General features: G+C 74.6%; 26 protein-coding genes and 1 riboswitch. Of the genes, 15 read left to right on the top strand and 11 right to left on the bottom strand.

Features of this window, described 5'->3' with window-relative positions; all coding sequences use genetic code 11:
- Nucleotides 1–272 precede the first annotated feature (272 nt).
- Nucleotides 273–818, bottom strand: coding sequence for an orotate phosphoribosyltransferase (locus EFE23_RS22200; RefSeq protein ID WP_123242866.1), 546 nt, complete (start codon nucleotides 816–818; stop codon nucleotides 273–275).
- A 56-nt stretch (nucleotides 819–874) separates the two neighbouring features.
- On the opposite strand from EFE23_RS22200, the gene EFE23_RS22195 reads away from it, so the two are divergent.
- The 5 genes from EFE23_RS22195 (at nucleotide 875) to fabF (ending at nucleotide 5,688) form a co-directional block, all read left to right on the top strand.
- Entirely contained in the window at nucleotides 875–2,176 is a 1,302-nt protein-coding gene (locus EFE23_RS22195; RefSeq protein ID WP_305034578.1) for a PucR family transcriptional regulator, read from the top strand.
- Between the two features lie 78 nt (nucleotides 2,177–2,254).
- Nucleotides 2,255–3,190, top strand: coding sequence for an ACP S-malonyltransferase (locus tag EFE23_RS22190; RefSeq protein WP_123242864.1), 936 nt, complete (start codon nucleotides 2,255–2,257; stop codon nucleotides 3,188–3,190).
- The gene (locus EFE23_RS22185; RefSeq protein ID WP_123242863.1) at nucleotides 3,190–4,134 is read left to right on the top strand and encodes a beta-ketoacyl-ACP synthase III; all 945 of its coding nucleotides are present in this window, start codon (nucleotides 3,190–3,192) and stop codon (nucleotides 4,132–4,134) included. Before EFE23_RS22190 ends, EFE23_RS22185 begins: the two co-directional genes overlap by 1 nt.
- An 85-nt stretch (nucleotides 4,135–4,219) precedes the next feature.
- Nucleotides 4,220–4,459: an acyl carrier protein gene (locus tag EFE23_RS22180; RefSeq protein ID WP_007072348.1), complete on the top strand. Its 240-nt coding sequence runs from the start codon at nucleotides 4,220–4,222 to the stop codon at nucleotides 4,457–4,459.
- Nucleotides 4,460–4,461: 2 nt separating this feature from the next.
- Entirely contained in the window at nucleotides 4,462–5,688 is a 1,227-nt protein-coding gene (gene fabF, locus EFE23_RS22175) for a beta-ketoacyl-ACP synthase II (RefSeq protein WP_123242862.1), read from the top strand.
- Between the two features lie 55 nt (nucleotides 5,689–5,743).
- On the opposite strand, the gene EFE23_RS22170 is transcribed toward fabF, so the two are convergent.
- Nucleotides 5,744–5,968: a hypothetical protein gene (locus EFE23_RS22170; protein WP_123242861.1), complete on the bottom strand. Its 225-nt coding sequence runs from the start codon at nucleotides 5,966–5,968 to the stop codon at nucleotides 5,744–5,746.
- 107 nt (nucleotides 5,969–6,075) lie between these two features.
- Here EFE23_RS22170 and EFE23_RS22165 point away from each other — a divergent pair, with 107 nt between their 5' ends.
- Nucleotides 6,076–6,786: a class I SAM-dependent methyltransferase gene (locus EFE23_RS22165; protein WP_123242860.1), complete on the top strand. Its 711-nt coding sequence runs from the start codon at nucleotides 6,076–6,078 to the stop codon at nucleotides 6,784–6,786.
- A gap of 30 nt (nucleotides 6,787–6,816) precedes the next feature.
- Here EFE23_RS22165 and EFE23_RS22160 read toward each other — a convergent pair whose 3' ends face one another.
- From EFE23_RS22160 to EFE23_RS22145, 4 genes are all read right to left on the bottom strand, one after another.
- Nucleotides 6,817–9,096 (bottom strand): hypothetical protein, encoded by a 2,280-nt coding sequence (locus tag EFE23_RS22160; protein WP_123242859.1) that lies wholly within the window; start codon nucleotides 9,094–9,096, stop codon nucleotides 6,817–6,819.
- Nucleotides 9,093–10,079 carry a glycosyltransferase family 2 protein gene (locus EFE23_RS22155; protein ID WP_233601099.1) on the bottom strand — a complete coding sequence of 329 codons (987 nt, stop codon included), beginning with the start codon at nucleotides 10,077–10,079 and terminating at the stop codon, nucleotides 9,093–9,095. Before EFE23_RS22155 ends, EFE23_RS22160 begins: the two co-directional genes overlap by 4 nt.
- 95 nt (nucleotides 10,080–10,174) lie before the next feature.
- Entirely contained in the window at nucleotides 10,175–11,908 is a 1,734-nt protein-coding gene (locus EFE23_RS22150; protein ID WP_123242858.1) for a glycoside hydrolase family 3 protein, read from the bottom strand.
- Nucleotides 11,909–11,946: 38 nt separating this feature from the next.
- Nucleotides 11,947–12,438, bottom strand: coding sequence for a DUF3145 domain-containing protein (locus EFE23_RS22145; RefSeq protein ID WP_123242857.1), 492 nt, complete (start codon nucleotides 12,436–12,438; stop codon nucleotides 11,947–11,949).
- A 309-nt stretch (nucleotides 12,439–12,747) separates the two neighbouring features.
- On the opposite strand from EFE23_RS22145, the gene EFE23_RS22140 reads away from it, so the two are divergent.
- Nucleotides 12,748–13,077 (top strand): hypothetical protein, encoded by a 330-nt coding sequence (locus tag EFE23_RS22140; protein WP_123242856.1) that lies wholly within the window; start codon nucleotides 12,748–12,750, stop codon nucleotides 13,075–13,077.
- Between the two features lie 161 nt (nucleotides 13,078–13,238).
- On the opposite strand, the gene EFE23_RS22135 is transcribed toward EFE23_RS22140, so the two are convergent.
- Nucleotides 13,239–13,859 carry a carbonic anhydrase gene (locus EFE23_RS22135; RefSeq protein ID WP_123242855.1) on the bottom strand — a complete coding sequence of 207 codons (621 nt, stop codon included), beginning with the start codon at nucleotides 13,857–13,859 and terminating at the stop codon, nucleotides 13,239–13,241.
- 149 nt (nucleotides 13,860–14,008) lie between these two features.
- Between EFE23_RS22135 and EFE23_RS22130 the strand changes: the two genes are divergently transcribed.
- From EFE23_RS22130 to EFE23_RS22110, 5 genes are all read left to right on the top strand, one after another.
- On the top strand, nucleotides 14,009–14,941 hold the full coding sequence (locus EFE23_RS22130) for an alpha/beta fold hydrolase (RefSeq protein WP_123242854.1): 933 nt from the start codon (nucleotides 14,009–14,011) through the stop codon (nucleotides 14,939–14,941).
- A 176-nt stretch (nucleotides 14,942–15,117) separates the two neighbouring features.
- Nucleotides 15,118–17,235, top strand: coding sequence for a HelD family protein (locus tag EFE23_RS22125; RefSeq protein WP_123242853.1), 2,118 nt, complete (start codon nucleotides 15,118–15,120; stop codon nucleotides 17,233–17,235).
- A 108-nt stretch (nucleotides 17,236–17,343) separates the two neighbouring features.
- Nucleotides 17,344–18,258, top strand: coding sequence for a cation diffusion facilitator family transporter (locus EFE23_RS22120; protein WP_123242867.1), 915 nt, complete (start codon nucleotides 17,344–17,346; stop codon nucleotides 18,256–18,258).
- A gap of 142 nt (nucleotides 18,259–18,400) precedes the next feature.
- A riboswitch (cyclic di-AMP (ydaO/yuaA leader) is annotated at nucleotides 18,401–18,532 on the top strand.
- 5 nt (nucleotides 18,533–18,537) lie between these two features.
- Nucleotides 18,538–19,605, top strand: coding sequence for a coiled-coil domain-containing protein (locus EFE23_RS22115; protein WP_123242852.1), 1,068 nt, complete (start codon nucleotides 18,538–18,540; stop codon nucleotides 19,603–19,605).
- 108 nt (nucleotides 19,606–19,713) lie between these two features.
- The gene (locus EFE23_RS22110; RefSeq protein WP_123242851.1) at nucleotides 19,714–20,226 is read left to right on the top strand and encodes a DUF2269 domain-containing protein; all 513 of its coding nucleotides are present in this window, start codon (nucleotides 19,714–19,716) and stop codon (nucleotides 20,224–20,226) included.
- A 1-nt stretch (nucleotide 20,227) separates the two neighbouring features.
- Here the strand turns inward: EFE23_RS22110 and EFE23_RS22105 are convergent, their stop codons facing one another.
- Together EFE23_RS22105 and EFE23_RS22100 are read right to left on the bottom strand one after the other, a co-directional pair.
- Nucleotides 20,228–20,716, bottom strand: a complete 489-nt coding sequence (locus tag EFE23_RS22105; protein WP_233601098.1) for an SRPBCC family protein — start codon at nucleotides 20,714–20,716, stop codon at nucleotides 20,228–20,230.
- A 104-nt stretch (nucleotides 20,717–20,820) separates the two neighbouring features.
- Nucleotides 20,821–21,180: an STAS domain-containing protein gene (locus EFE23_RS22100; protein ID WP_123242849.1), complete on the bottom strand. Its 360-nt coding sequence runs from the start codon at nucleotides 21,178–21,180 to the stop codon at nucleotides 20,821–20,823.
- 434 nt (nucleotides 21,181–21,614) lie between these two features.
- Between EFE23_RS22100 and EFE23_RS22095 the strand changes: the two genes are divergently transcribed.
- Complete coding sequence (locus tag EFE23_RS22095) at nucleotides 21,615–22,019, top strand: hypothetical protein (protein ID WP_123242848.1); 405 nt, start codon at nucleotides 21,615–21,617, stop codon at nucleotides 22,017–22,019.
- 63 nt (nucleotides 22,020–22,082) lie between these two features.
- On the opposite strand, the gene EFE23_RS22090 is transcribed toward EFE23_RS22095, so the two are convergent.
- Complete coding sequence (locus EFE23_RS22090; RefSeq protein ID WP_123242847.1) at nucleotides 22,083–24,830, bottom strand: cellulose-binding domain-containing protein; 2,748 nt, start codon at nucleotides 24,828–24,830, stop codon at nucleotides 22,083–22,085.
- Nucleotides 24,831–25,115: 285 nt separating this feature from the next.
- Here EFE23_RS22090 and EFE23_RS22085 point away from each other — a divergent pair, with 285 nt between their 5' ends.
- On the top strand, nucleotides 25,116–25,793 hold the full coding sequence (locus EFE23_RS22085; protein ID WP_123242846.1) for a BON domain-containing protein: 678 nt from the start codon (nucleotides 25,116–25,118) through the stop codon (nucleotides 25,791–25,793).
- The gene (locus EFE23_RS22080) at nucleotides 25,790–26,341 is read left to right on the top strand and encodes a DsbA family protein (protein ID WP_123242845.1); all 552 of its coding nucleotides are present in this window, start codon (nucleotides 25,790–25,792) and stop codon (nucleotides 26,339–26,341) included. Before EFE23_RS22085 ends, EFE23_RS22080 begins: the two co-directional genes overlap by 4 nt.
- A gap of 30 nt (nucleotides 26,342–26,371) precedes the next feature.
- Here EFE23_RS22080 and EFE23_RS22075 read toward each other — a convergent pair.
- Nucleotides 26,372–26,883: helix-turn-helix transcriptional regulator (locus EFE23_RS22075; RefSeq protein ID WP_233601097.1), on the bottom strand; the 512-nt coding region annotated here is incomplete at its 5' end.

Here is a 26,883-nt window from a genome sequence, read left to right as displayed (position 1 = left end):
GCCGCGCTCGGGCCCGCGCCCGGCGGTCGGCTCGGCCGGATGGGTCAGGCCCGTCCGGCGCGGGTGCTTGGCGGCCGCCGGCTGTTCGTGGTGGCCCAGCCGGCAGGGCTCGCCCTGGGCGCAGCCGTGCTCGGCCTCCCCGTGCGCCATCCCGGTCTCCTCACGTTCACCCTCGCCCGTCGGGCAGGTCGCCCCGACGTGCCCTGACACCGTACTGGCCGGGCCCGACGGGGTGGACGGCGCGTACCCGTGGAGATCGCCTCGGCCGGCGCTCAGGCCCGGCCCGCAGCGTCCAGGTCGGCGCGGGTGAGCAGGGCGCGCAGCGCGATCCCGTGGTCGGCGAGGGCCGCCGCGCCGCCCTCGCCGCGGTCGATCACGCACAGCGCGTGTTCGACCGTCGCGCCCAGCTCGCGGAGCTGGCCGGTGGAGATCACCACCTGGCCGCCGGAGGTCACCACGTCCTCGACCACCAGCACCCGCCGGCCGGCCACATCCGCGCCCTCGGCCAGCCGCGCGGTCCCGTACGCCTTGGCGGTCTTGCGGACGAAGGCGCAGGGCAGGCCGACGTGCCGCGCCAGCGCGGTGACCACCGGGATGCCCCCCATCTCCAGGCCGGCCAGCACCTCGGTGCCCGGCGGGACCAGCTCGGCCAGGCCGGCGGCGACCCGGTCCAGCAGCACCGGGTCGGCCTCGAACCGGTACTTGTCGAAGTACTCGTCGGCGATCCGGCCGGAGCGGAGCACGAACCGTCCGGTGAGTCGGCAGGTGGCGTCGATGTCCCGGGCGAGGTCGGCGCGGGCACGCGAGGTGTCGGTCACGGGAGATCATTGTCGCCGGCCACCGCGGTCGCGCCGCCGCCGACCCGACCCTCGGAGTGGATCGCCTGGTCAGGGCGTGTCAGGCTGGACCGGTGAGCGAGCCGGGCGGTACCGAACTGTCGGCGACCCTGCGCCGGATCGAGCGGGCGGCGGGGGCGCTGGCGACCGCCAGCGTGGCCCGGATGGACGAGGCCCTGCCCTGGTTCCGGGAGCTGCCCGCGGACCAGCGGTCCTGGGTCATGCTGGTCGCCCAGGCCGGCGTCCGGTCGCTGGTGCAGTGGCTGCGGCAGGGCGGCGGCGCGACGGACAGCACCCAGGAGGTGTCGGACGAGGTCTTCGCGGCCGCGCCGCAGGCCCTCGCCCGGTCGATCAGCCTCCAGCAGACCGTGGCGCTGATCAAGGTGACCATCGAGGTGGTCGAGGAGCAGGTCGGCCACCTCGCGGTCGAGGGCGAGGAGCAGTCGTTGCGGGAGGCGGTGCTGCGCTTCTCCCGGGAGATCGCCTTCGCCGCCGCCCGGGTCTACGCCCGCGCCGCCGAGACCCGCGGCTCCTGGGACGCCCGGCTCCAGGCGCTGCTGGTGGACGCGCTGCTGCGCGGCGACTCGCCGGACGTGCTGGCCAGCCGGGCGTCGGCGCTGGGCTGGTCCGACGCGCCCCCCGTGGCGGTGGCGGTGGGCCGCTCCCCCGGCGGGGAGGTGGCCGCAGTGCTGCACACCGTCTACCGGCAGGCCCGCCGGATCGGGGTCGAGGTGATCGGCGGGGTGCACGGCGACCGCCTGGTGATCGTGCTGGGCGGGGCGGCCGACCCGGTGGCGGCGACCGAGAAGCTGCTGACCGCGTTCGGCGACGGGCCGGTGGTGGTGGGTCCGGCCGTACCCAGCCTGGACGAGGCGACGGACTCGACGCGGGCGGCGCTGGCCGGCTTCCGGGCGGCGCCGGCCTGGCCGACCGCGCCGCGCCCGGTGCCCGCCGCGGACCTGCTGCCCGAGCGGGCCCTGGCCGGGGACGCGGAGGCCCGCCGCCGGTTGCGCCACGACGTGTACGCGGCGCTGGTCCGCGCCGGGGGCGAACTGCTGGAGACGCTGGACGCCTTCTTCGCGGCCGGCGGCACGCTGGAGAGCGCCGCCCGGGCCCTCTTCGTGCACCCGAACACGGTCCGCTACCGTCTCAAGCGGGTCGCCGAGGTGACCGGCTTCTCGCCGCTGGCGCCCCGGGACGCGTTCGCCCTGCAGGTGGCGCTGACCGTCGGTCGGCTCGACCCGGTGGTCCCGACCGTCGCACCCGTCCCGACCCAGACATCGAGTCCAGGTGGCCGGAAAACGCCGCAAACCGGTGATGATCGCCGCCGATCTTTGTAGGGATCCTCCAAAGGTTCTAGTGCGGTTTGGTGCCCTGCGTTACAGCGCGACCCGCGAGTATCCGTCAGAGTCGTAGGCGTGCTCGCCGTACTCTCACCCGGACAGGGTGCCCAGAAACCCGGTTTCCTGACCCCCTGGCTGGACCTCCCCGGCGCCGAGGAGCGCCTGCGCTCGTGGTCCGAGCTGGCCGGGGTCGACCTGGTGCACCTCGGCACCCGGGCGGACGCGGACGAGATCAAGGACACCGCCCGCACCCAGCCGCTGCTCGTCGCGGCCGCGCTGCTCGCGGGCGAGCACCTGCCGATGCACGACGTCGCGGTGGTCGCCGGCCACAGCGTCGGCGAGCTGGGCGCCGCGGCCCTGGCCGGGGTGCTCACCGCCGAGGAGGCGGTGCGCCTCGCCGGGGTACGCGGCCGGGAGATGGCCGCCGCCTGCGCGCTGGAGCCGACCGGGATGGCCGCGGTGCTCGGCGGCGACCCGGACGACGTGGTCGCCGCGATCGAGGCGCACGGGCTGCACGCGGCCAACCGCAACGGCGCGGGCCAGATCGTCGCCGCCGGCACCCTGGACGGGTTGGACAAGCTCGCCGCCGAGCCGCCGGCGCGGGCCCGGGTCACCCGGCTGAAGGTGGCCGGCGCGTTCCACACCCCGTACATGGCCCCGGCCGAGGCCGCGCTGGCCGCCGTGGCCACCGGGATCACCCCGGCCGACCCGGTCCGGACCCTGCTCTCCAACCTGGACGGCATCGCGGTCGGCCAGGGACAGGAGCTGGTCCGGCGGCTGGTCCGGCAGGTCACCGCTCCCGTCCGCTGGGACCTGTGCATGCGCACCCTGGCCGACCTGGGCGTCACCGGCATCATCGAGCTGCCCCCGGCCGGCACCCTGGCCGGCCTGGTCAAGCGTGAACTCAAGGGCGAGGGCGCGCCGGAGATCGTCACCCTCAACACCCCCGACGACCTGCCCGCCGCGCGGGACCTGGTCGCCCGGCAGGCGCGAACGGAAGGCAAGCACTGATGACCGGCAGCAGGATCGTCGCGATGGGGCACTACCAGCCCTCGCGGGTGGTGACCAACGACGAACTGGCCCAGATGGTCGACACCAACGACGAGTGGATCCGCGACCGGGTCGGCATCGTCACCCGGCGCATCGCCGGCGACGAGACGGTGGCCGACATGGCCACCGCGGCCGCCGACAAGGCGCTGGCCAACTCCGGCCTGACCGCCGCCGACATCGACCTCGTCGTGGTGGCCACCTGCACCTCGGTCGACCGCAGCCCGAACGTGGCCTGCCGGGTCGCCGCCAAGCTGGGCATCACCGCCCCGGCCGCGTACGACATCAACACCGCCTGCTCCGGCTTCGCGTACGCGCTGGGCACCGCCGACCACGCGATCCGGGCCGGCGCGGCCCGCAACGCGATCGTGATCGGCGCGGAGAAGCTCTCCGACTTCACCGACTGGACCGACCGCTCGACCTGCATCATCTTCGGTGACGGCGCCGGGGCGGCGGTGATCACCGCGACCGCCGACGGCGAGCCCGCCGGGGTCGGGCCGGTGGTCTGGGGCTCGGTGCCGGAGAAGAGCGACGCGGTCCGCATCGAGGGCTGGCGGCCGTACATCGCCCAGGAGGGGCAGGCGGTCTTCCGCTGGGCCACCACCGCGCTGGCGCCGCTGGCGCTGCAGGCCTGCGAGCGGGCCGGGGTGGCCCCGTCGGAGCTGGCCGCGTTCGTGCCGCACCAGGCCAACGCCCGGATCATCGACGGGATCGTCAAGCGGCTGAACATCCCCGACGCGATCATCGCGAAGGACATCGTCGAATCCGGCAACACCTCGGCGGCGAGCGTCCCGCTGGCCCTGTCCAAGCTGGTCGAGCGGCGCGAGGTGCCCGCGGGCGCCCCGGTGCTGCTGTTCGGCTTCGGCGGCGGCCTGACCTACGCCGGTCAGGTCGTCCGCTGCCCCTGAGACCCCCTCGGGCGCGAGCGCGCCGAGGAGTGGCGGCCGGCGACGCCGGCCGCCGAGGAACCCCCATCGAGAGGAACCAAGCGCAATGACCCGTGACGAGATCACCGCCGGCCTCGCCGAGATCCTCGAAGAGGTTGCCGGCGTGAACCCGGACGACGTGGCCGAGGGGAAGTCCTTCACCGACGACCTCGACGTCGACTCGCTCTCCATGGTCGAGGTCGTGGTGGCGGCCGAGGAGAAGTTCGGCGTCAAGATCCCGGACAACGAGGTGCAGAACCTGAAGACCGTCGGGGACGCCGTCAGCTACATCGAGGCCCAGTCCTGATCATGAGTCGCCCCGACGTCGTCGTCACCGGGCTCGGCGCGACGACCCCGCTCGGCGGGGACGTCGCGTCGACCTGGGACGCCATGCTCGCCGGCCGCTCCGGGGTGAGTGCGCTCACCCAGGAGTGGGCGGCGCAACTGCCCGTCCGGATCGCCGCCCAACTGGCGGTGGACCCGTCCGAGGTGCTGGACCGGGTCAAGCTGCGCCGGCTGGACCGGTCCGAGGCGATCGCCCTCATCGCCGCGCAGCAGGCGTGGGCCGACGCCGGGCTGGCCGACTCCGGGCTGGACCCGGAGCGGCTGGCGGTCAGCGTCGGCTCGGGCATCGGCGGCGCCACCACCCTGCTCGCCCAGGACGACATCCTGGAGGCGTCCGGTCCGCGGCGGGTCTCCCCGCACACGGTGCCGATGCTGATGCCGAACGGTCCGGCCGCCTGGGTCGGGCTGGAACTGGGCGCGAAGGCCGGGGTGCACTCGGTGGCCAGCGCGTGCGCGACCGGCGCGGAGGCGATCGCGCTCGGCCTGGACATCATCCGCGCCGGCCGCGCCGACGTGGTGGTGGCCGGTGGCACCGAGGCGGTGATCCACCCGCTGCCGATCGCCGGGTTCGCCTCGATGCGGGCCATGTCGACCCGCAACGACGAGCCGGAGAAGGCGTCGCGTCCGTGGGACAAGGGCCGCGACGGCTTCGTGCTCGGTGAGGGCGCGGGCGTGGTCGTCCTGGAACGGGCCGAGCACGCCGCCGCCCGCGGCGCCCGGGTGTACGCGCGGCTGGCCGGCGCGGGGATCACCTCGGACGCGTACGACATCGTGCAGCCGCACGCCGAGGGTGAGGGCGCGATCCGCGCCATCGCCCGGGCGGTCGCCGACTCGGGCGTGGCGAAGACGGACATCGTGCACGTCAACGCGCACGCCACCTCCACTCCGGTGGGCGACATGCTGGAGATCGGCGCGCTGCGCAAGGCGCTGGGCGACCACCCGGTGCTGTCGGCCACCAAGTCGATGACCGGGCACCTGCTCGGCGCGGCGGGCGCGCTGGAGTCGATCGCCACCATCCTGGCCATCCGCGACGGCGTCATCCCGCCGACGATCAACCTGGACGACCCGGACGAGGGCCTCACCCTCGACGTGGCCGCCCACAAGTCCCGGCACCTGGAGATCCCGGCCGCGCTGAACAACGCGTTCGGCTTCGGCGGCCACAACGTGGCTCTCGTCTTCACGCGGGCCTGACCGCCACAGTCGGGCACAGGGTCCCCGGTCGACGCCCGTCGACCGGGGACCCTGGCTAGGCACCCCGGTTGCGTGGGTGCTGGCGGGCCGTCCGTTCGTTGCCCCGCCGGTAGTTGCCGGTCCACCGGGCCATCACCAGCTGGGGGTCGTCCTCGACCTCGGCCAGGAACTGGGCCGCGCGGCCGCCGCGCAGCGCGCCGGCCACCCGGCCGTGGTGGGTGATCACGACCGAGCCGTCGGCCCGCTCCACGTAGCGGAAACCCTGCGCCTGTTCTCCCATGGTCGCCCACCCTGCCAGCGGCCGCGGCGGCCGCGCATCCGGTTTCCCGGCCGAGCGGCACGTCGAGGGCTAGGGTGAGGGCCGCCGAGACCCGCCGAGGAGCGCCCGTGGAAGGGACGGAGATCCGCAAGCTCGCCGCGCTCGAGGACCGCCACTGGTGGTACCGGGAGCGACGGATCCTGCTGGCCCGGGCGCTGCGCCGGCTGGCGGTGGTCGGGGTACGTCCCGAGCGGGCGCTGGACGTCGGCGCGGCCGGCGGCGGCAACACCCGGGTGCTGCGGGCCCACGGCTGGACGCCGCTGGCGCTGGAGTACAGCGCGGAGGGCGCCGGCGTGGCCCGGGAGCGCGGCCTGCCCGTGATCCGGGCCGACGCCCGGCACCTGCCGATCCCCTCGGCCGGCCTGGGCCTGGTGGTCGCCTTCGACATCCTGGAGCACTTCGACGAGGACCACCTCGCCGCCGCCGAGATCCGTCGCGTCCTGCGTCCGGGCGGCACCGCGCTGATCGCGGTGCCGGCCGACATGCGGCTCTGGTCGGCGCACGACGTGGCGGTCGGGCACGTCCGCCGGTACGACCGCGCCGGGCTGCGGGCGGTGGTGGAGAAGGCCGGGCTGGTCGTCGACGAACTGTGGAGCTGGAACGTGCTGCTCCGGCCGGTGGCCGCCTGGCGCCGCCGCCGGTCCACCGGCTCCGACCTGGACGCGCCGCACCCGCTGGTGAACCTCGGGCTGCGCACGGTCGTCACCGCCGAGCGGTACCTCCCGGTGCGGGGGTGGCCCGGCGTCTCGCTGATGCTGCGCGCGCACCGCCCGGCCTGACCTGCCACGGCCGGGCTTGAGCCCCTCCGTTCACCGCAGCCGGTAGACGGCCATCCGGCCGTTGTCGTGGCGGAGGTCGGCCAGCCTGCGCAGCGCCGGTGACTCGCGGCCGACCTCGCGGTCGACGACCAGCCAGCGCACCCCGTACCGGTCGCGCAGGGCGGCCAGGCCGGCCGGGGTGGGCGCGGTGAAGGCGGCGTCGTTGGCGCGCTGCCGGGCGGGCTCCCAGAACGGCACGTACGGGCCGGCCGGCCGGCCGACCATCCGGGGCGCGAACGCCCACCCCTCCACCAGCACCGACCGCTGCGCGTAGCCGCTCAGCCAGAACGAGCGGGCGTCGCACCAGCCGTCCACCACCGCTTGGCAGTGCACGTTGGTGGCGAGCACGTCGTCGGGGGCGCTGTGTGCGTACACCCAGCGGGCCGCCTCGACCCGGGACGCCGGCATGGCCACCACCGGGTACGCACCGCCGTTGGGGTACTTCCGGGCCGCCGCGGCGTCCAGCACCAGGCCGGGCGCCCCGGCGGCCAGCACGGCGGTGAGCAGCAGCAGGCCGCCCCGGCCGGCCAGCGCCGGCCAGCGCCCGACCAGCGCCGGCCAGGACCGGCCCACCACCAGCGCCACCGCGCCCAGCGCGCCGGCCCAGCAGAGCAGCGGCAGCACCGGGGCGTACGCCGGGGTGGCCGGCGTGCTGGTCGCGGCGGCGAGCTGCACCGCGGTGAGCAGCACGGCGAACCCGGCGGTCCCGGCGGCGAGCAGCCGGCGGCCGTGGGCGGAGAGGGCGGCCCGCTCGGCGACCTCGGCCCAGCCCCAGGCGGACAGCAGCACCCCGAACGCGAAGCCGGTGCGGGTGAAGTACTGGTTGCTGCTGCCGGGGTGGCCGAGGAGCAGGTAGCCGGCCGGCCCGGCGAGCGCGCCGCCGAGCAGGAACACCTGCACCGGCTCCGGCCGCCCGCGGCGCACCCGCAGCAGGGCCACCACCCCGGCCAGCCGGAGCTGGAGGCTGAGCAGGAACGCCAGGAACACGGCCACCCCGACCAGCGCGGTGAACCCGGCCGAGCGCCCGGCCGGCAGGTAGGGGCGCAGCCCGGAGAACGGGTCGACGGTCACCCCGTGACTTTGGAAGGCGAACAGCACGGCGGTGGCGAAGAGCTGCGCGGCCAGGGCCAGCCCGGCGGCGACCAGCACGGCCCGGGGCAGCCGGCGGCGGGTCGCCAGGGTCACCGCCCCGGTGGCCGCGAGCGCGGCCAGCACCACCGGCAGTGAGCTGGCCTTCGCGCCGGTCGAGGCGGCCAGGAAGAGCGCCACCAGCACCCAGGCGCCGCGGCCGAGCGCGGGCACCCGCACCCCGCGGGCCCGGCCGACGACCTCGCCGAGCGCGGCCAGCAACGGCACCAGCAGCACCCAGCTGTACGTCATCGACGGGCTGCCCCAGACGATGAAGGTGGCCTGGGTGCCGAAGAGCTGCCGCCAGCCGTTCTCGAAGCCGAACTCGCCGACGGTGAACATCAGCGCGGCGGCCACCACGCCGGCGTACGGCCGGCCGGTGATCCGCCAGCCCACCACCGCGACCAGCACGGCCGCGAGGGCGCAGAGCGCCGGCACGCCGAGCCGGAAGAAGACCGTGGGCAGGTCGACGCCGCTGACCAGGCTGGTCGCGGCCAGGTGGGCGAAGCCGAACCAGTGGTAGTGCAGCGGCTCCCCGGCGACCTGCGGCACGTCCGGCGGCATCTGGTGGGTGGCGGCCCCGGCCAGGGAAAGCTGGAACGCCAGGTCGATGTACTGTGCCTGGCCCTCGTCGGTGGGCAGCACCGGGTTGACCGCGAGGAAGGACCGGTGGAGGTAGAGGGTGAAGCCGGCCACCACCCCGGCCAGGGACCAGGCCCAGCCGGGCGGCACGGTGACGGGGTACCGCACCCGCCAGTGCCGGCGCAGGCGGGGCACGGCGGCGAACGGCACCAGCACCGCCAGCGGCCAGAGCCGCAGCCGGTCGGGCACGCCGAGGCCGGTGCAGACCGCCCAGGCGGCCAGCTCCAGGACCAGGCCGACGGCCGCGCCCATGGCCAGGTCCTCCACCAGGGTGTACGCGCGGCGGCGCAGGGCGCGGAACATCAGCGTCCCGGGGAGCAGCACGGCCAGCAGCGCGTACCCGCTCCAGCGGGCGAGGGCGGCGACCGGGGTCCCGGCGACGAGCAGCACGGCGGCGACGAAGGCGTACCCGGCGACGGCCGGGGCGTAGCGGAGCGGGGCGGGGCGGCGGCGCGGGTCGACGGTGGACGGGGTGGTGTCCCCGGCGGCGAGGGCGGTCACCGCAGGATGTCGGCCAGCTCGGCGGCGTCGGGGCGGCCCCCGTCCCCGGCGGCGCTGTCGGCGGCCACCACGTACGCCGGGCGGCCCTGGACGAGGGTGTAGATCCGGGCCACGTACTCGCCGAGCAGGCCGAGGCAGAGCAGCTGCACCGCGCCGAGGAAGAGGATCGCCACGTACAGGGAGGGCCAGCCGCTGACGGTGGCCCCGGCGAACCAGGCCAGCACCGCGATCACCACCAGCACCCCGCAGACCGCCACGCCGGCCAGGCCCAGCCAGGTGGCCACCCGCAGCGGGGCGGCGGAGAAGCTGGTGACGCTCTCGGCGGCCAGCCCGGCCATCCGGGACAGCGGATACTTGGTCCGCCCGGCGGCCCGCTCCTGCCGCTCGTACGCGACCTCCCCGCTGGGGAAGCCGAGCCAGGGCACCACCAGCCGGAGCACCGGGTTGCGCTCGGGCAGCCCTCGCAGCGCCTCCACGACCGCCCGGCTGAGCAGCCGGAAATCGCCGGCCTGCCCGGGCACCTGCTCGCCGACCAGCCGCCGGACCAGCCGGTAGTAGCCGGCCGCGGTCCACCGCTTGAACCGGGTGTCCCGGCTGCGGTCGGCGCGCACGCCGTAGACCACGTCCAGCCCCTCGGCCCGCGCCCGGCGGAGCATCTCGGCGATCACCTCGGGCGGGTCCTGGAGGTCGGCGTCCATGCTGGCCACGTATCCGCCGCGGGCCCGGAGCAGCCCGGCGTGCAGGGCCGCCTGGTGGCCGCTGTTGCGGCGCAACCGCAGCACCCGCAGCTCGGGCCAGCCGGCCCGGAGCGCGGTCAGCGCCGCCGGCGTCCCGTCGGTGCTGCCGTCGTCGACGGCCACCACCTCGTACGCCTCGCCGAGCCCGTCGAGGACGCCGCGCAGCCGTTCGGCGAGCAGCGGCAGGACGTCCCGCTCGTTGAAGATCGGCACCACCACGGAGAGGGCCGGCTGCGGTGCGGTCACGGCGCTCGACCCTCCGTTCCCCGGCGGCGGTGGACGGGGCCGACGCTACCAGCGGGCCGGCCGCGACCGGGGCCGTCGCCGGGCATCGGACCAGGTCAGGTGCCGCAGGTGGTGGCGGGCAGGCCCGACACCGGCACCGGGGACCGGCCGGCCGGGCGGGTCTTGCCGGCGAGCACCGCAGCCAGCCCGGTCATCGACGCCCCGCTGGACGAGTAGGTCGCCAGCAGCGTCGGCGACTTCGCGCCGGCCAGCACGTACGGGGTGTCCATGGCCACCGTCACCGCGGCGTCGGCGCGCAGGTCCTTGGCGCCGTCGCCGTACCCGACGAGGTGCACCACGGTCCCGCCGCTCGGCACCACCTTCACCCCGGCGGCGGTGAGCGCCTCGGTCAGCGCCGCCCGGGTGCGGTCCCGGCCGGTGGAGGAGGTGACCGTCATCGGGCCGCGGACCGGGGCGCCGCAGGTGCCGCGCAGCATGGTGACCGCGGCCGTGGCCAGGGCGGTGGCGGCCCGCTGGTGCTCGGCGCCGCCCAGCGTGGACAGGTCGGGCACGGGCCGGCCGGCCAGCGTGAACTTCATGGTGAGCACCCGGGTGACCGCGTTGACCAGCCGGGCCCGGGGCAGCGAGCCGTCCTTGAGCGCGGCGCGCAGACCGTCGTACGCCTGGCCCACGTTCGGGGTCATCAGGATGAGGTCGTTGCCGGCGTTCAGCGCCCGGACCGCGGCCTCCCCGGGCGACCAGCGCTTGGCCGGCGCCATGTTCATCCCGTCGGTGATCACCACGCCCTGGAAGCCGAGCTGGCCGCGCAGCACGTCGGTGAGGAGCTTGTGCGAGAAGGTGGCCGGGGTGCCCGGGTCGATCGCCTTGACGTCGAGGTGGGCGGACATCACGGCCATCGCGCCGGCGTCGATCCCGGCGCGGAACGGGGGGAAGGCGAGGCGGTCCAGCTCGGCCCGGGACTGGCCGACCACGGGCAGGTCCTTGTGCGAGTCGGCGGCGGTCAGGCCGTGCCCGGGGAAGTGCTTGACGCTGGCCGCCACCCCCGCGGCCTGCAGCCCGCGGACCGCGCCGGCCACCTGGGCGGCGGCGTTCTCCGGGTCGGCGCCGAAGGACCGGGAGCCGATCACCGTGCTCCGGGTGGCCAGCACGTCGGCGACCGGCGCGAAGTCCATGTTGATCCCCATCGCGGCCAGCTCGGCGCCGGCCACCCGCCAGGCGGCCTCGGTCAGCGCCGGGTCGCCGGCCGCGCCGGCGGCGAGCGGGCTGGGCAGCAGGGTCACCCCGTCGGTGACCCGGGTCACCACGCCGTACTCCTGATCGGTGCCGATCAGGAAGGGCGCCGCGCCGGTGGGGAGCTTGCCGGCGGCGGCGCGCAGGCCGGTGGTCAGCTCGCGGACCTGCTTCGGGTTGTCGACGTTGGTGGTCTCCTGGTTGCCGGAGGTGGGGTCGTCGGCGCTGAAGCCGACCAGGATCAACCCGCCCAGCCGGTACTTCGCCACCATCTCGGCGGGGGTGTCGACCCCGGCGAGGGCCCGGTTGCCGGCGGCGGAGCCCGCCGAGACCTTCGTCGCCGAGTCGCCGTAGGCGTACGGCATCAGCACCTGACCCACCAGGTCCTCGTCGGTGAGGGTGCGGACCAGGGCCTCGGCGCGGGCCTTCGGGTCGGCGGCGGTCGGGGTCGGGGTCGGGTCGGGTGCCGACGAGGACCCACCCGGCGAGGCGCTGGGCACCGGCCGGCCCGGCTCCTTCGTGCATCCGGAGCCGAGCAGCACCAGCAGTGCCGCGAGCACGAGCACGGTACGTCGCGGAGTGGTCGACACGGGAGCCATCCCACCAGGGTCCGCGTATCGGGGCAACTTGGCCGGAGTCAGCCCACTCTCGTGAGCAGAGTCACGGGGGCGCCGTCCCCGGCGTACCGGTACGGCTCCAGTTCGGCGTCCCAGGCGGTGCCGAGCGCCTTGTCCAGCGCGTGGGCGAGGGCCTCCGGGGCCCGGGCGGACGCCATGATGGCCCGCAGCCGGTCCTCGCCGAGCTGGATGTCGCCGGCCGCCCCGACGGTCGCCCGGAACAGGCCCCGGCCGGGGACGTACATGAACCGCTCGCCGTCGACGCCGGGGCTCGGCTCCTCGGTCACCTCGAAACGGATCATGGGCCACTGCCGGAGGGCAGCAGCCAGCTCGGCGCCCGTTCCCGGGCCGCCGGTCCACCCGCACTCGGCGCGCCGGGCGCCCGGATCGACGGGCTGAGCCGTCCAGTGCAGGTTGACCGGCGCGGCGAGAACGCGCGCGATCGCCCACTCGACGTGCGAGCACACGGCGAGCGGGGTCGAGTGGACGTATACGACGCCACGCGTTGGCACGGTGACCTCCCGGTGAGCCGAGGTGCGTCTTCCCCTACGACCTCGTCCGCCGAGTGGTGTCCCGTGCAACACATGATGACGCTGTGACGGATGGTGCGCCAGGGAATCGGAAAATTCGCCGCCCCCGGCGACCGGAAATACCCGGGCGGCTGAGCCGGTTGACCCCGTACGACGGCGCGATGACCAGCCAGGCGTCGAGGTCGTGTACAGTTCTCTGGGCGGTTCTGTGCCGCCGTACATCTTCGCGGGGTCACCCGCAACAGCCCCCGGACGTTTCAGTCCTTCCGTACGTCTGCAAGGAGTACCTCCGTGGCGAGCAACACCTCTAAGACCGCGCGCGCGTCAGTCCGGGCCGGCCAGGCTGGCCAGGGTGGCGCCCTCAGCGTGCTGGGCGAGTTCAAGTACCTCATCCCGCTCAACGGCGGCAAGCACGCCTACGTGCGCAACCTGACCAACGGCAAGACCGCGCACCTGCGTACCGACTCCGAGGCCTTCGTCGAGGAGATCCGGGTGCTGGCCGCCGCCGGCCACGCCGCCAAGATCCGCGCCGAGATCAACGGCCTGGCCGCTGCCCACCCCGACCACGGCTGGGACAAGACCGAGAAGCGTCTCGTCGAGGCCGGTGTCTTCGAGGGCTGAGCCCCTCACCCGCGTCACCACGAACCGCCCGCCGGGTCACCCGGCGGGCGGTTCTGCCTTTCCGGGCCTCCGCGGGGTTGATCAACCCGGTTCGCGGCAGCCCGGGACCTCCCGTGACCAGGAGGCCCCGGATCGCCGCAACCCGCGCCCGCCGGCGGCGGTCACTCCTCGGGGAGCAGGGTGACCTCGCCGGTGGCGAGGTCGTAGAGGGCGCCGGCCACCGCCACCTCCCCCGTCGCGACCGGGGCGGCGAGCAGGTCGTCGGCGCGCAACGCGGCCACCGTCCGCCGGACGTGCCGGCGGACCGCGAGCGGATGGACCTGCGGGTCGTCCGCGCCGACCTCGGCGACGGCCGGGGCGATCTGCTCGACCAGGTACGCCAGCGAGCCGCCCGGCCGCTCCCCGGTGCGCAGGGCGGCCACGGCGGAGCCGACCGCCCCGCACCGTTCGTGCCCGAGCACCATCACCAGCGGCACCCCGAGCTGGCCGACCACGAACTCGATGGAGCCGAGCACCGCCCGGTCCAGCACGTGCGCGCCGGTACGGATGACGCAGATCGACCCGAAGGTCTGGTCGAAGATCGCCTCCAGCGGGACCCGCGAGTCGATGCAGCCCAGCACGACGGCGTACGGCTGCTGGTCGCCGGAGGCGACCGCCGCGGCGGCGGTGACGTCGTGACCGTGCACCGGCTGGCCGCTGACGAAGCGGCGGTTGCCGGCCAGCAGCTCGGCGAGGGCGGCCCGCGGGCTCCGGGCGGCCGGGGTGGGACGCGACGGCGGCATCCCTCAAGCGTGGTCACCGATCCGACCGCGCGGAGCGCGGTTGCGAATCTTCTCACCGCCATGGTTGGCGTGTTGTCATGACGGGTAGCCGGTGTTACCGCCGGGTTACGCCGGTGCGACGACACCGGCCGGCCCGGGGGAGGTTGACCATGACGGAGCAGCTGGAGGTACGGCTTCCCGACGGCGTACGCCTGCACGTCGAGGCCACCGGGCCGGTCGACGCCGAGGTCACCGCGATCCTGCTGCACGGCTGGACCCTGGACGGGCGCAGCTGGCACCGCCAGCTCGCCGACCTGCGGAGCCGGTACGGCGACCGGGTCCGGGTGGTGGCCTACGACGCCCGGGGCCACGGCCGGTCGAGCTGCATGGCCCTGCGTACCGCCACCCTGGCCCAGCTCGGCGACGACCTGGCCGCGGTGCTGGACGAGATCGCCCCCGCCGGGCGGATCGTGCTGGCCGGGCACTCGATGGGCGGCATGACGGTGATGGAGTACGCGCACCGTCACCCCGGGCACTTCGCCGCCCGGGTCGCCGGGCTGGTCTTCGTCGCCACCACCGCCGAGGGGCACACCCACACGGCGTACGGGCTCTCGCCGCGGATCGCCCGGCTGATCCGGCTCGCCGAGACCACCGGCGCCGGGGTGCTGGCCCGGTGCGGTTCCTGGCGGCCGCCGCGCGCCCTGCTGCGGGCGTTGCGGCCCAGCATCCGCTGGATGCTCTTCGGCGACCGCTGCGATCCAGCCGACATCCGGCTGGTCACCTCGGCGGTGGCGCACGCCTCGCTCCGCTCGATCGGCGGGTTCCGCGCCTCGATCGGCGCCCAGCACCGGCTGGACACCCTGGCCGCGCTCGGCGACCTGCCGGCCGCGGCGCTGGTCGGCGACCGGGACCGGCTCACCCCGCCACCCTGTGCCGAGTCGATCGCCGCGGCGCTGCCCACCACCGAGCTGACCGTCTGCCCGGGCGCCGGGCACATGCTCATGATGGAGCGCCCCGACGAGGTCAACGCCGCCCTCGCCGCCGTCCTCGAACAGACCCTCGCCGCCCCGGCCCCGGCCCCGGAACGGCCGATCGCCTCGTGAGAGCCCTCTGCGGCACCGGTGAAAACGGCCGGGAACGGGTGGGAACGGCCGGATAACGGGCAACCGGCACGGGCGGAGACCGGGCGACGGCATGGCCCCGACAAGGGGCCGGGACGCGGGCCCGTACCCTCATTCAGCCTGCCGTGCCCGCCACGTCACCATCGGGAGCCCCCGCGTTGAGCGACCAGACCACCCTGGACCGGGAGATCGCCGTCGAGCAGCGGCATCTCGACCGGGTGTACGCCCGGCTCGCGGAGCTGCGCCGCGCCGCCGCCGAGGCCGAGCGGGAGGGCTACCGGCTGGCCCGGGTGGGCAACTTCGGCGCGCTGGTGGAGCGGGACGCGATGGTGTTCCACGCGGCGCAGCGCCGGTACGTGCTGGACGCCGAGCACGAGGGGCTGGTCTTCGGCCGGCTGGACCTGCGGACCGGGCAGGTGCTGCACGTGGGCCGGCTCGGCGTGCGCGGGGAGAACGCCGAGACGCTGGTGGTGGACTGGCGGGCGCCCGCCGCCGCCGCGTTCTACCAGGCCACCCCCGCGGAGCCGATGGGCGTGGTGCGCCGGCGCACGATCCAGTCGTCGGCGGAGAAGGTCACCCGGATCGAGGACGACCTGCTGGACCCGGAGTCCGCCCCGCCGGATCTGACGGTGGTCGGCGACGGCGCGCTGCTGGCCACGCTGTCCCGGGCCACCGGGCGGGGCATGCGGGACATCGTCGCCACCATCCAGCGGGAGCAGGACGAGGCGATCCGCTCCCCCGGCACCGGGGTCACGATCGTCTCCGGCGGCCCGGGCACCGGCAAGACCGCGGTGGCCCTGCACCGCGCCGCGTACCTGCTCTATTCCGACCGGGCCCGGTACGCCGGCGGCGGCATCCTGGTGGTCGGCCCGTCCGGGGTGTTCGTCGAGTACATCGCCTCGGTGCTGCCGTCCCTCGGCGAGGAGACCGCCACCCTGCACTCGCTCGGCTCGCTCTTCCCCGGCATGTCGGCGACCCGGACCGACCCGCCCGAGGTGGCGGCGGTGAAGGGCTCGCTGCGGATGCGGCGGGTGCTGGAGCGGGCGGTCCGGGACGCGGTGCCGGACGCCCCGACCGAGCTGCGCCTGCTCTACCGGGGTGAGCTGCTCCGGCTGGAGCGGGCCGAGCTGGAGGCGATCCGGGACCGGGCGCTGCCCCGCGGGGCACGCCGCAACGAGGTGCGCCGGGCGGGCTTCGACGGCGTCCTCGCCGCGCTGTACGCGCAGGCCCGCACGCTGCGGGTCGGCCGGCTGCCGGAGCAGCCCGCGTTCGAGGACGAGATCATCGAGCGCTCGGAGTTCCGGGAGTTCCTGAAGGCGTGGTGGCCGCGGCTGCACCCCCGGCACGTGCTCGGCTGGCTGGCCCACCCCGAGCGGCTGCGCCGGTACGCCGCCGGGGTGCTGTCCGGGGCGGAGATCCGGCTGCTGACCGAGGCGTACCGGAGCCTGGACCCCGAGGGGCTGACCATCGCCGACGTGGCGCTCCTGGACGAGCTGGACGCGCTGCTCGGCAAGCCGGTCCAGCGGCGGCGGCCGAGGCGCGACCCGTTCCAGCTCGCCGGCGGCGTCCGCGAGTTGAGCACGTACGCCGACCGGCAGCGGGCGGCCCGGGCCGCCGCGCGGGAGCGGCCGGAGGACTACCGCGACTACGCCCACGTGGTGGTCGACGAGTCCCAGGACGTGTCGCCGATGCAGTGGCGGATGATCGGCCGGCGGGGCCGGCTGGCCTCGTGGACGGTGGTCGGCGATCCGGCGCAGACCGCCTGGACCGGTGACCCGCAGGAGCTGACCCGGGCCCGCGACCAGGCGCTGGGACGCCGCCGCCGGTACCGCTACGAGCTGACCACCAACTACCGGAACTCGGCGGAGATCTTCGCGGTGGCGGCGGCGGAGATCCGCCGGCTCTACCCGGAGCTGCCGCTGCCCACCGCGGTCCGCTCCACCGGCGTCGAGCCGGTCGAGCTGGCGGTGCCGGCCGCCGAGCTGGCGCCGGCCACCGTGGCGGCGGTCCGCACCCTGCTGGCCGAGGTCGAGGGCACGGTCGGCGTGATCACCCCGGTGCCCCGCCGGGACGAGGTGGCCGGCTGGCTGGGCGACCTCGGCGACGGCCGGCTCCAGGTGGTGACCAGCCTCCAGGCCAAGGGCATGGAGTACGACGGGGTCGCGCTGGTCGCCCCGAGCGAGATCCGGGCCGACCCGGGCTCCGGGGTGCGGACGCTCTACGTGGCGCTCTCCCGGGCCACCCAGCGCCTCACCACGCTCGACCCCGTGGACTGAGTGGGACCGGACGGGGAACGGCCGACGGACATCCGACGTTCATTTGCACACATAGCGATGTGAGCATAGATTGTGCCGGGGCGGGGCGGCGGACGAGAGGGTGTGGGCGTGGGCGCAGGTCATGACCACAGCGGTGCGGTGACCAACGCCGCGCACCGCCACCGGGGTCGCCTCTGGGCCGCGTTCGGTCTGCTCACCGCCCTGATGGTGGTGGAGGCGGTGGCCGCGTTCGCCACCGGCTCGCTGGCCCTGCTCTCCGACGCCGGGCACATGTTCACCGACGTGCTCGGCATCGGGATGGCGCTCGCGGCGATCACCGCCACCCGCCGGGCCGACACCGACCCGCAGCGCACCTTCGGGCTCTACCGGCTGGAGGTGCTGGCCGCCCTGGCCAACGCGGTGCTGCTCGGCGCGGTCGCGATCTACGTGCTGGTCGAGGCGGTCCGCCGGTTCGGCGAGCCGCCGGAGGTGCTCGCCGGCCCGATGCTCGCCGTCGCGGTGCTCGGCCTGCTGGCCAACCTGGCCGCGTTCGCGCTGCTGCGCTCCGGGGCGGAGGAGAGCATCAACCTGCGCGGCGCGTACCTGGAGGTGCTCGGCGACCTGCTCGGCTCGCTCGGGGTGATCGGCGCCGCCCTGGTCATCGCGGTGACCGACTGGTGGTGGGCGGACCCGCTGGTCGCGGTCGCGATCGGGGTGTTCATCCTGCCCCGCACCTGGCGGCTCGGCCGGGCCGCGGTACGGATCCTGGTGCAGGCCGCCCCGGAGCATCTCCAGGTGACCGCGGTGCACGACCGGCTGGCCGCGGTGCCCGGCGTCGCCGAGGTGCACGACCTGCACGTCTGGACCCTCACCTCCGGCATGGAGGTGGCCTCGGCGCACCTGACCACGACCCCCGGCGCGGAGGTCGGCGACGTCCTCGCGGCGGCCCGGGCCGCGCTGCGGGAGGACTTCCACATCGATCACGCCACGTTGCAGATCGAGCCCGGAGCGTCAGCCGGCGCCTGCGGGTCGGTCGAGTGGTAATTAGGACAATCTTAAATTCAAGTGGTTATTGTACACTTACGCCGGTTTTGATGCCGACTGACCGGCCCCGCCCGCGGGCCGGCTCGGCGGACCGCCGGTAGGCTCGGTCGCGGCCTCCGCCGGGCGCCCACCGGCGCCCGGGGGCGGGCCGTCGCCTAATCGCCGGGACTCGGCGAGCCGGGGAACCACGTACCTGGGGTGCATCCGCGTCAGCGGTAGGGATCTTCCGTCCCGAACCCGTCAGCTAACCCGGTCGGCGGTTGACGGAAGGACACCTGAATGCCATCAGTGGCACCTGTACGACGGACGGCCGCCCGGTTGGCGGCCCTGCTCGTCGCGGCGCTCGCCCTCGGCGTCGCGACCCTGCCGGTCTCCCCCGCCTCGGCGGCTCCCCCGACCGGCCTGCTCGCCGCCGCGCCCGGCGACGACGAGGGCGGCACCCCGGCCCTGCGCGCCCAACTCGACGCGGCCAGCAAGGGCTGGCTGGACGCGCGGGCGGCGCTGAACCGCTCGGTCGCCCGGCAGAAGCAGCTCAACACCCAGCTCGCCACGATCAACACCGAGCTGGGCAGCCGCGACGCCAAGGTCGGCGAGATCGCCGCGGTGGCGTACCGCAGCGGCCGGCTCGGCACCGCCTCGGCGCTGCTCGGCAGCAGCAGCCCCGAGGGCTTCCTCGACCGGGCCGCCGCGCTGTCGCAGGTCGCCGCGCACGAGGACCGGGCGCTGCGCGAACTGCTCGACACCCGGGACCGGGCCACCCGCACCCAGGCCGCGCTGACCGGCGAGATCCAGGAGCAGCGCAAGCAGGTCGCGGTGATGGCCAAGCGCAAGCAGCAGGCCGAGCGGGCGCTGGAGGTCGCCAACAAGCGGGCGGCCACCACGGACGGCAGCGGCAGCCGCGGCACGTCCAGCGCGAACGCGACCCCGGCGAAGCGCAACCCCGACGGCTCCTGGCCGCCGGAGTCGTGCAGCGTCAACGACCCGACGCCCGCCGACGGCTGCATCACCCCGCGTACGCTGCACGCCCTCCAGCAGGCCAAGGCCGCCGGGTTCACCCGGTACGTCTCGTGCCACCGGCCCAGCGGCTCCGGCGAGCACCCGAAGGGCCGGGCCTGCGACTTCGCGGCGCAGAAGGACGGCTTCGGCGGCGTGGCCACCGGGGGCGACAAGACGTACGGCAACAACCTGGCGGCGTACTTCATCCGCAACTCCGACGCGCTCGCCGTGCTCTACGTGATCTGGTTCAAGCAGATCTGGCTGCCCAGCAGCGGGTGGAAGGCGTACAGCGGCGGCAACGGCGACCCGTCCAGCGACCACACGAACCACGTGCACCTGTCGGTCTACTGAGCCGTGGGGTGGCCCGCCGGCGGCGGGCCACCCTACGTCCGGCGACGTACCTCGGATGTCGTCGCCGGGCCCACGACGGCGCGCACCGGGCGGCGCAGGATCGGCGGCATGAGCCGACTCTCCCCCACCGGGCGCAAGGCCCTGCTGACGCTGCACCTGGTCACCTCGCTGGGCTGGCTCGGCACCGACCTGGTGCTGCTCACCCTCGGCGTCGCCGGGCTGCGCGGGGCCGACCCCGAGGTGGTCTATCCGACCGCCGGGTTGCTGGTGACCTGGCTGTTCGCGCCGCTGAGCGTGGCGGCCTGGCTGGTCGGGGTGGCCAGCGCGCTGCTCACCCCCTGGGGCCTGCTGCGCTGGCGCTGGGTGCTGGTCAAGTTCGGCCTCACCACGGTCATGCTCGGACTGGTGCTCCTGCTGCTGACCCCCCGGATCCGGCACCTCGGCGAGTTGGGCGCCGCGGCCGACGCCCACCTCCGGGTCGACCTGGTCGTCGCGCCGAGCGTCTCCACCACGCTGCTGCTGATCGCCACCGTGCTGTCCACGTACAAGCCGTGGGGGCGGCTGCGGCGGGCGGCCGTGCCGGCCACCCGGCGGGCGGTGCCGGCGGGGCGGGGCGCCTGAGTCAGGCCGGGTGCCCCTGTTCCAGGGTGGCGCCGAGTCGGCTGGCCAGGCCGAGGTGGGCGGCGCGGGCCTGCCGGAAGGCGTACCCGAACAGGGGCGCCGGGGCGGAGAGGGTGATCTCCACGTCGATCCGCACCACCCCGTCGGGCTCGTCCCGCAGCCGGGTGTGGTTGCGCACGGTGGTGGCCGGCTGCTGCCGGGCCACGGTCACCACCTCGTCCTCGTTCGCGATCAGCACGTCCGCCTGGTAGGTGACCGGGAAGTGCAGCGGGCCCAACTCCAGCCGATCGGTGATCGCGTAGCTGGCGAGGGCGCCCGGTCGCGGCGGCAGCTCGCGCACCCGGACGATCAGCGGATGCAGCTCGCCCTGCCGGGTCAGGTCACTGAGCAGGGCGAACGCTTCCGCCCTGGGGCAGCGCGCCTGCACGGTGTAGCTGAAGCTGTCGCTGCTGAGCAACCCCGGACTCCCCTCGCGATCGACGGTTCGCACGATCGTCCCGTACCGGGGCCGGCCTGGCAACGGTCGAAGGTCCCGCAACCGGGCCGACCTGACGCGGAGCCGGCGGGGAGTCCGGGAAAGATCCACGCGGGGCCTCAGGCCCCGGGCAGCACCTCGGAACCGCTGTCGGCGAAGTAGGGCTCGGGGGCGCCGAAGAGGCCGAGCAGGCCGGTGACCCAGAGCTGCCGGTGCACGAAGCGGCTCGGCTCGGTGACCACCAGCTTCACCCCGCTGACCTCGCAGGTCTGGAAACCGGCCACCATGGCGCTGATGCCGACGGAGTCGATGAAGGTGACCAACCGCATGTTCAGCTCGATGCGGGAGGGACGGCCCTTCGCGAGCACCTCGGCGATCGCTTCCCGTACCTCGTACGCGGTGTCGACGTCGATCTCGCCCCGCGGGGCGATCTGGATGACACCACCCGGCAGAACCGACTTCACGATCGACAGGCTCACGCGAGCACCTCCACTCGCCCGTACGGGCGCCTCATCAGTACGCGGGCCGCGACCGAGAGTATTCCTCCGACGGCCTCGGTCGCCACCCCTCGGGATGAGCAATTCGCGGACTGGGCACACCTGGGCATCCCAATCCGGACCTTCGAGTTCCTGTTTTCCCTGGACACGTTCTCTGAATCTGCAACGATCGACCGGGCCCGGCCGATCCGCCGACCCAGGGTAGCCGCATCCCGCCCGTCCGGCTGGTAGCCGGCCCCGGCGCGTTCGGCGGCTTCCGCCCGGACTGCGCCGTTCGGCGGCCGCCGGGCGGCGGGAGTGGTTTGTGCCGGCTCCGGGGTGGGCACTGGGCCGGTGAGCAGACCGTCACGCGCCGGATAAGCACCGGAGAGTCCGACCCGCCGGCCGGAGCTCCGGCACCCCGAGGAGGTAACACGATGTTCGGAAGCACCCTGCTGGACCGCCGGAGCAAGCCCGAACGGATCGCCGACCAGGCGTGGCAGAACCTCGTCTCCGCGCTCGACTCCGCCGGGGACAGCGTCAAGGACGCCGCCCGCTCCGCCCGTCGCAACGGCTCGGGGCTGGCCGACGACGCCACCGACCTGGTCGGTTCCGCCGCCGAGGAGGCCCGCCGCCGGGCCGGCCTGGCCTTCGACGCCCTCGCGGGCCGCCGGCCGGCGCTGCCCTGGACCCTGCTGATCGCCGCGGCCCTGGCCGGCGCGGCGCTCGGCTGGGCCGCCGGCACCGCCGCCCGCGCCGCCGGCAGCCGGGCCCGCGAGCTGGACGAGATCGAGTTCGTGGACGTGGACCGCCCGGACTCCCCGGTCGGCCTGGACGGCTGACCCGGCCCGGACACGGCGATGGCCGTCCCGTGGACGGGACGGCCATCGCGCTCGGTGCGGTCGTCAGCCGGCGGCCGCGGTGGTGCAGCTGGTCAACGGCACCGAATTGGTCCCGTTCCAACTGGCCAGGAAGCCGAAGGTGGTGCTCGCGCCGGTGCCGAGGGCGCCGTTGTAGCCGGCGTCCTTGACCACCACGAGAGTGCCGTTCTGGGTGTACGTGCCGCCCCAGAGCTGGGTGATCCGCTGCCCGTCGGCGAAGTTCCAGGCCACCGACCAGCCGCTGATCGGCGAACCGTTGTTGCGGACCGTCACCTCGCCCTGGAAGCCGCCCGCCCACGAGTTGGTCACCCGGTAGGTGGCCGTGCAACCGCCGGCCGGATTCGGCGTGGTCGGCGCCGGACTCGTCGGGGTCGGGCTCGCGGAGGTCGGCGTGGGGCTGGGCGAGGTCGGCGACGGACTCGGCGACGTCGGGGACGGGCTGGCGGAGGTCGGCGTCGGGCTGGGCGTGCCACCGAGCCGGTCGGCCACCAGGACGCCCCGGCCGTTGGTGCCCAGGTAGACCCGGCCCCAGACCCGCGGGTCACCGGTCAGCGCCTCGCCGGCGTTGCCGTACTGGTGCTGGTCGTCGTTGATCCGTACCCAGCTCGCGCCGGTGTCGTCGGAGCGGTAGACGCCGTGCTTGCCGTCCACCGTGCCGATGGTGAACAACGCCGGGTACGTCTTCCCCGGCGCGGCCTTGCCGAAGCCCACGTTGATCGACGTGGCGACGCCGGTCAGCTTGGTGAAGCTCGCGCCGGAGTTGGTGGAGTGCCAGAGACCACCCTCGCCGGCCAGCCAGATGTCGCCCTCGACGCCGGGCACCGCCTTGAACTTGACGCCGCTGGTGGGCAGGCCGGTTGCCGCGGTGGTGGTGAAGGCCGCGCCGCCGTTGGTGCTGACGTAGAACTTCCCGGCGCTGAACCCGTAGAACTTGTTGGGGTTGACCCGGTCGGACTCGACCGTGGCGTTGGCCGGGATGCCGGTGGCGGCGGTCCACGAGTTGCCGAAGCCGACCGACCGGACCACCTGCTGGCCGGCGTCGCCCGGCGCCCAGACGAACTGGCTGCCGTCGGCGGACGCGGCCACCGTGCCGCCGTTGTTGACGCCGCCGGGCTCGGTGCCCTGGAACCAGTTCGCGCCGCCGTCGGTGGAGAAGGCGACGTGGCTGTCGTTGGGCCGGTCGGCGTCGGTGAAGTTGCCGGCCCGGACCATCACCGCCGGCTTGGTCTCGGCGTAGTCGAGGCTCGTGGTGCTGGTGAAGACCGGCTGGGTGAACATCATCGACGGCACGGCGGCCAGGTCGGTGTGCCGGAACCCGCCGATGTCGCCGAGCCCGCTGATCAGCGGGGCGCCCGAGGGCGGGCTGATCAGGTCGAGCGCCGCGGTCTCCTCCAGCCCCTTGACCATCGGCTTGATGGTGAACGTGCCGCCGCTGTCCCACTTAGTGAGGTCGGTGGAGCCGTAGATGGTCGCGCCGGTGCCGTACAGCATCCGGTTGCTGTCGAACGGGTCGATCTCCAGCGACTCGTTCATCCAGCCCAGCTTCGGGGTCTCCTCGGGCGGGGACGGGTTCGCGCCGAAGGTCAGCCATGGCACCAAGCTGATGTCCATCGTGTACTTCTTGGTGCGGTTCGGGTAGCTGGACCAGTCCCAGATCCGGGTCCAGGTCGCGCCGCCGTCGGTGCTGCGCCAGAAGATCGCGTCCGGCCACCAGGAGATCTGGGTGGCGACCATGAGGGTGTTCGGGTGCTGCCGGTCGATGGTCAGACCCGAGTAGCCGAAGTAGTCGTCGCCGCTGGACGACGGGATCGGGCTGATCTGCGTCCAGGCGCCGGTCGCCCGGTTGAACTTCCAGACGTCACCCTTGCCGCCGTCGTACGGGCCGCCGGTGTCGCTGGTGGCGATGTAGAGGTAGCCGCCGACCGGGTCGACCACCCCCTTGTGGGCCAGGTAGCCGGTGGGCTGGCCGGCGATCCGCTCCCAGGTGGCGCCGCCGTTGGTGGTCCGGTAGACCGGATTCTGCTTGTCCGCCACCCCGACGTAGACGGTCTGCGTGGCGTTGCCCGCCGTACCGGTGCTCTTGTCGAAGCTCACCCAGGTCAGGCCCTGGTTCTGGCTCTGGTAGCCGCTGCTGTCGTTCGGGTCGGCCCGGTAGTTGCCGACGTTCGGGAAGTTGGTCACCTTGGCCCAGGTCACCCCGTAGTCGGTGCTGCGCCACAGGCCGTTCCCGCCCTCGGCGCCGTAGTACAGGATGCTGTTCTTGTTCGGGTCGACCGCGAGCCGCTCGCCCATGCCCCGGCCGGGCATGTTGCCGCCGTTCTTGAACGGCAGCTCGGTGGCCTGCCAGGTGGCGCCCTTGTCGGTGGAGCGCAGGATCGCCCCGTTGTTCGGGTCCCAGTCGTTGGTGTACATGCCGACCGCCGCGTACACCCGGTTGGTCTGCACCGGGTCGGTGGCCAGGCTGACCACGCCGTTCCAGCCCCACTTGTCGGCGCCGACCCAGTCCAGCAGCGGCGTCCACGACTGGCTGGACTGCTCCCAGCGGTACGCGCCACCGATGTCGGTCCGGGCGTAGATCAGGTTCTTCTCGGTCTGGTTGAAGACGATGCCGGGGACGAAGCCGCCGCCGTCGATCCGGACGTTCTTCCAGCTGTACGGCTCGGCCGAGGCGGCGGCGGCCGGGGTGGCGGGGGTGGCGGCGAACTGCACGACGACGGCAGCCGCCGTGGCGGCCAACGCGGCCGCGGCCACGCCGGCGAGACTTCTGCGCATGGGCGGGGTTCCTCTCGGTTGCCCGGGACGGGACAAGGCAAGGTGGGGATGGGGAGCTGCCCGGGCTCCCCGTCGGCGTGCTTGGCTCCCGCAGGGCCGAGGGACATCCACCCTAACCGCTGCGCCCACGAATTTGGAAGCGCTCCCAACTAACTCACTCACCCCGAGGGGATGAGGCCAGGTCACCCGGGGTGCGGACAGGATCATGGTGCGGACGACCGTGCCGGCGTCGCCCGGACGCCGCCGGCGGCCGCGCCGCGAACCGATCCGGGAGGGAGCCACCACATGGCCACCGAGACGATCACCCGTACCGACCAGGACATCCAGTCGGACGTCCTCGACGAGCTGACCTGGGAACCCCGGGTACGCCCCAACGAGATCGGGGTGACCGTGTCCGAGGGCGTGGTGACGCTGACCGGCTGGGTGGACAGCTACGCCAAGAAGTGGGCCGCCGAGCGGGCCGCGCACCGGGTCGCCCGGGTCCGGGCGGTCGCCAACGACCTCGCCGTCCGGATCGCCACCTCCGCCGAGAAGAGTGACCCGGAGATCGCCACCGCCGCCGGCCGGGCGCTGGAGTGGGACGCGTTCGTGCCGATTGAGGCGCTGGACGTGACCGTCGCCGACGGCTGGGTCACCCTGCACGGCCAGGTCGAGTGGGAGTACCAGCGGCGGGCCGCCGAGCGGGCGGTCGGCCGGCTCACCGGCGTACGCGGGGTGAGCAACGGCATCACCGTCCGGCCGGCGGTCCGCCCCGACGGTCGGGACCTGGCCGAGCGGATCGTGGACGCGCTCGCCCGCAACGGCGCCACCGAGGCGGAGGGGATCAGCGTCCGGGTGCACGGCGACACCGCCGTGCTGGCCGGGCTGGTGCACTCCGTCCCCGAACGGGAGGAGATCGAGCGGGTGGTCTGGTCCGCCCCCGGCATCCGTGAGGTGCACAACCACGTGACGGTGGGGCGATGACGACCCCGCTGCAGGTCACCACCGCCAAACTGGGGATCCCGGTGACCGAGACGGACCACGCCCGCGGGCCGGTCGACGCGCCGGTCACCATCGTCGAGTACGGCGACTTCCAGTGCCGGTTCTGCGGGGCCGCGTACCGCAACCTGGCCGAGGTGCTGCGCCAGCGCGCCGACACCGTCCGGCTGGTCTACCGGCACTTCCCCATCGCCAACGTGCACCCGTACGCGGAGAGCGCCGCCGAGGCGGCCGAGGCGGCCGGCCGGCGGGACCGGTTCTGGGAGCTGCACGACTGGCTCTACGAGCACCAGGACCAGCTTGATCCGGTGCACCTGTCGCTCGGTGTCGAGCAGCTCGGGCTGCCGCCCGACGAGATCGGCGCGGAGGTGGGCCGGCAGGCCCACGCCGACCGGGTCCGCCGGGACTTCGTCGGCGGCATCCGCAGCGGGGTGAGCGGCACCCCGACCCTGTTCGTGAACGACACCCGGTACGACGGCGGCTACGACCTGGCGGAGCTGCTCGCCGCCGTGGACGCCGCCGCGAATCCCTGACCCGGGGCCCCGGGTCGGGCGGCTGCGCCGTCAGATCAACCGGAGCTCGCGCGCCCGCCGTACCGCCTCGCGGCGGCGGGTCGCGTCGAGCTTCCGGTAGATGTTGCGCACGTGGGTCTTCACCGTGTTGACCGACAGCGACAGCTCGCTGGCGATCTCCACGTTGGACAGGATGCTCTGCAGGTAACGCAGGATGGTCAGCTCCCGCTCGGTGAGCGGCTCGTCCAGGGTCCGCGCCGGCCCGCCGGACCGGTCGCCCGGCTCGCCGGCCCGCCGCTCGTCCGCGCCCCGGACCAGGTCGCTCACCGTCGCCCAGTGTGCGGTGCCGGAATCGAGGTGGGCGGCGAGCAGGTCGCGTACCCCCGGCTCGGCCCGGGTGAAGACCCGCCGGTAGCCCTCCGGCTCGGCCAGGTCGAGCACCTGCTCCAGGACCCACCCGGCCCGCCGGTCGTCGCCCCCGTCGTGCGCCACCACGGCGTCGAGGAGACCGGCCGCGAGCCGCAGCGGCACCGGCCAGGCATCGGCGCCGGGCCCCGCCCAGT

The sequence above is a fragment of the Micromonospora solifontis genome, assembly GCF_003725545.1.
GTDB lineage: Bacteria > Actinomycetota > Actinomycetes > Mycobacteriales > Micromonosporaceae > Micromonospora > Micromonospora solifontis.
Note: the sequence above shows the minus strand (reverse complement) of the source record. Positions and strands in the feature narration are given on the sequence as shown.

Bases quoted from the DNA above. Each gene is read 5' to 3' on its own strand.
- EFE23_RS22185 (WP_123242863.1), top strand. From the start codon at position 3,190: ATGACCGGCAGCAGGATCGTCGCGATGGGGCACTACCAGCCCTCGCGG.
- EFE23_RS22180 (WP_007072348.1), top strand. From the start codon at position 4,220: ATGACCCGTGACGAGATCACCGCCGGCCTCGCCGAGATCCTCGAAGAG.
- fabF (WP_123242862.1), top strand. From the start codon at position 4,462: ATGAGTCGCCCCGACGTCGTCGTCACCGGGCTCGGCGCGACGACCCCG.
- EFE23_RS22170 (WP_123242861.1), bottom strand. From the start codon at position 5,968: ATGGGAGAACAGGCGCAGGGTTTCCGCTACGTGGAGCGGGCCGACGGC.
- EFE23_RS22150 (WP_123242858.1), bottom strand. From the start codon at position 11,908: ATGGCTCCCGTGTCGACCACTCCGCGACGTACCGTGCTCGTGCTCGCG.
- EFE23_RS22135 (WP_123242855.1), bottom strand. From the start codon at position 13,859: ATGCCGCCGTCGCGTCCCACCCCGGCCGCCCGGAGCCCGCGGGCCGCC.
- EFE23_RS22130 (WP_123242854.1), top strand. From the start codon at position 14,009: ATGACGGAGCAGCTGGAGGTACGGCTTCCCGACGGCGTACGCCTGCAC.
- EFE23_RS22115 (WP_123242852.1), top strand. From the start codon at position 18,538: ATGCCATCAGTGGCACCTGTACGACGGACGGCCGCCCGGTTGGCGGCC.
- EFE23_RS22110 (WP_123242851.1), top strand. From the start codon at position 19,714: ATGAGCCGACTCTCCCCCACCGGGCGCAAGGCCCTGCTGACGCTGCAC.
- EFE23_RS22095 (WP_123242848.1), top strand. From the start codon at position 21,615: ATGTTCGGAAGCACCCTGCTGGACCGCCGGAGCAAGCCCGAACGGATC.
- EFE23_RS22090 (WP_123242847.1), bottom strand. From the start codon at position 24,830: ATGCGCAGAAGTCTCGCCGGCGTGGCCGCGGCCGCGTTGGCCGCCACG.
- EFE23_RS22085 (WP_123242846.1), top strand. From the start codon at position 25,116: ATGGCCACCGAGACGATCACCCGTACCGACCAGGACATCCAGTCGGAC.
- EFE23_RS22080 (WP_123242845.1), top strand. From the start codon at position 25,790: ATGACGACCCCGCTGCAGGTCACCACCGCCAAACTGGGGATCCCGGTG.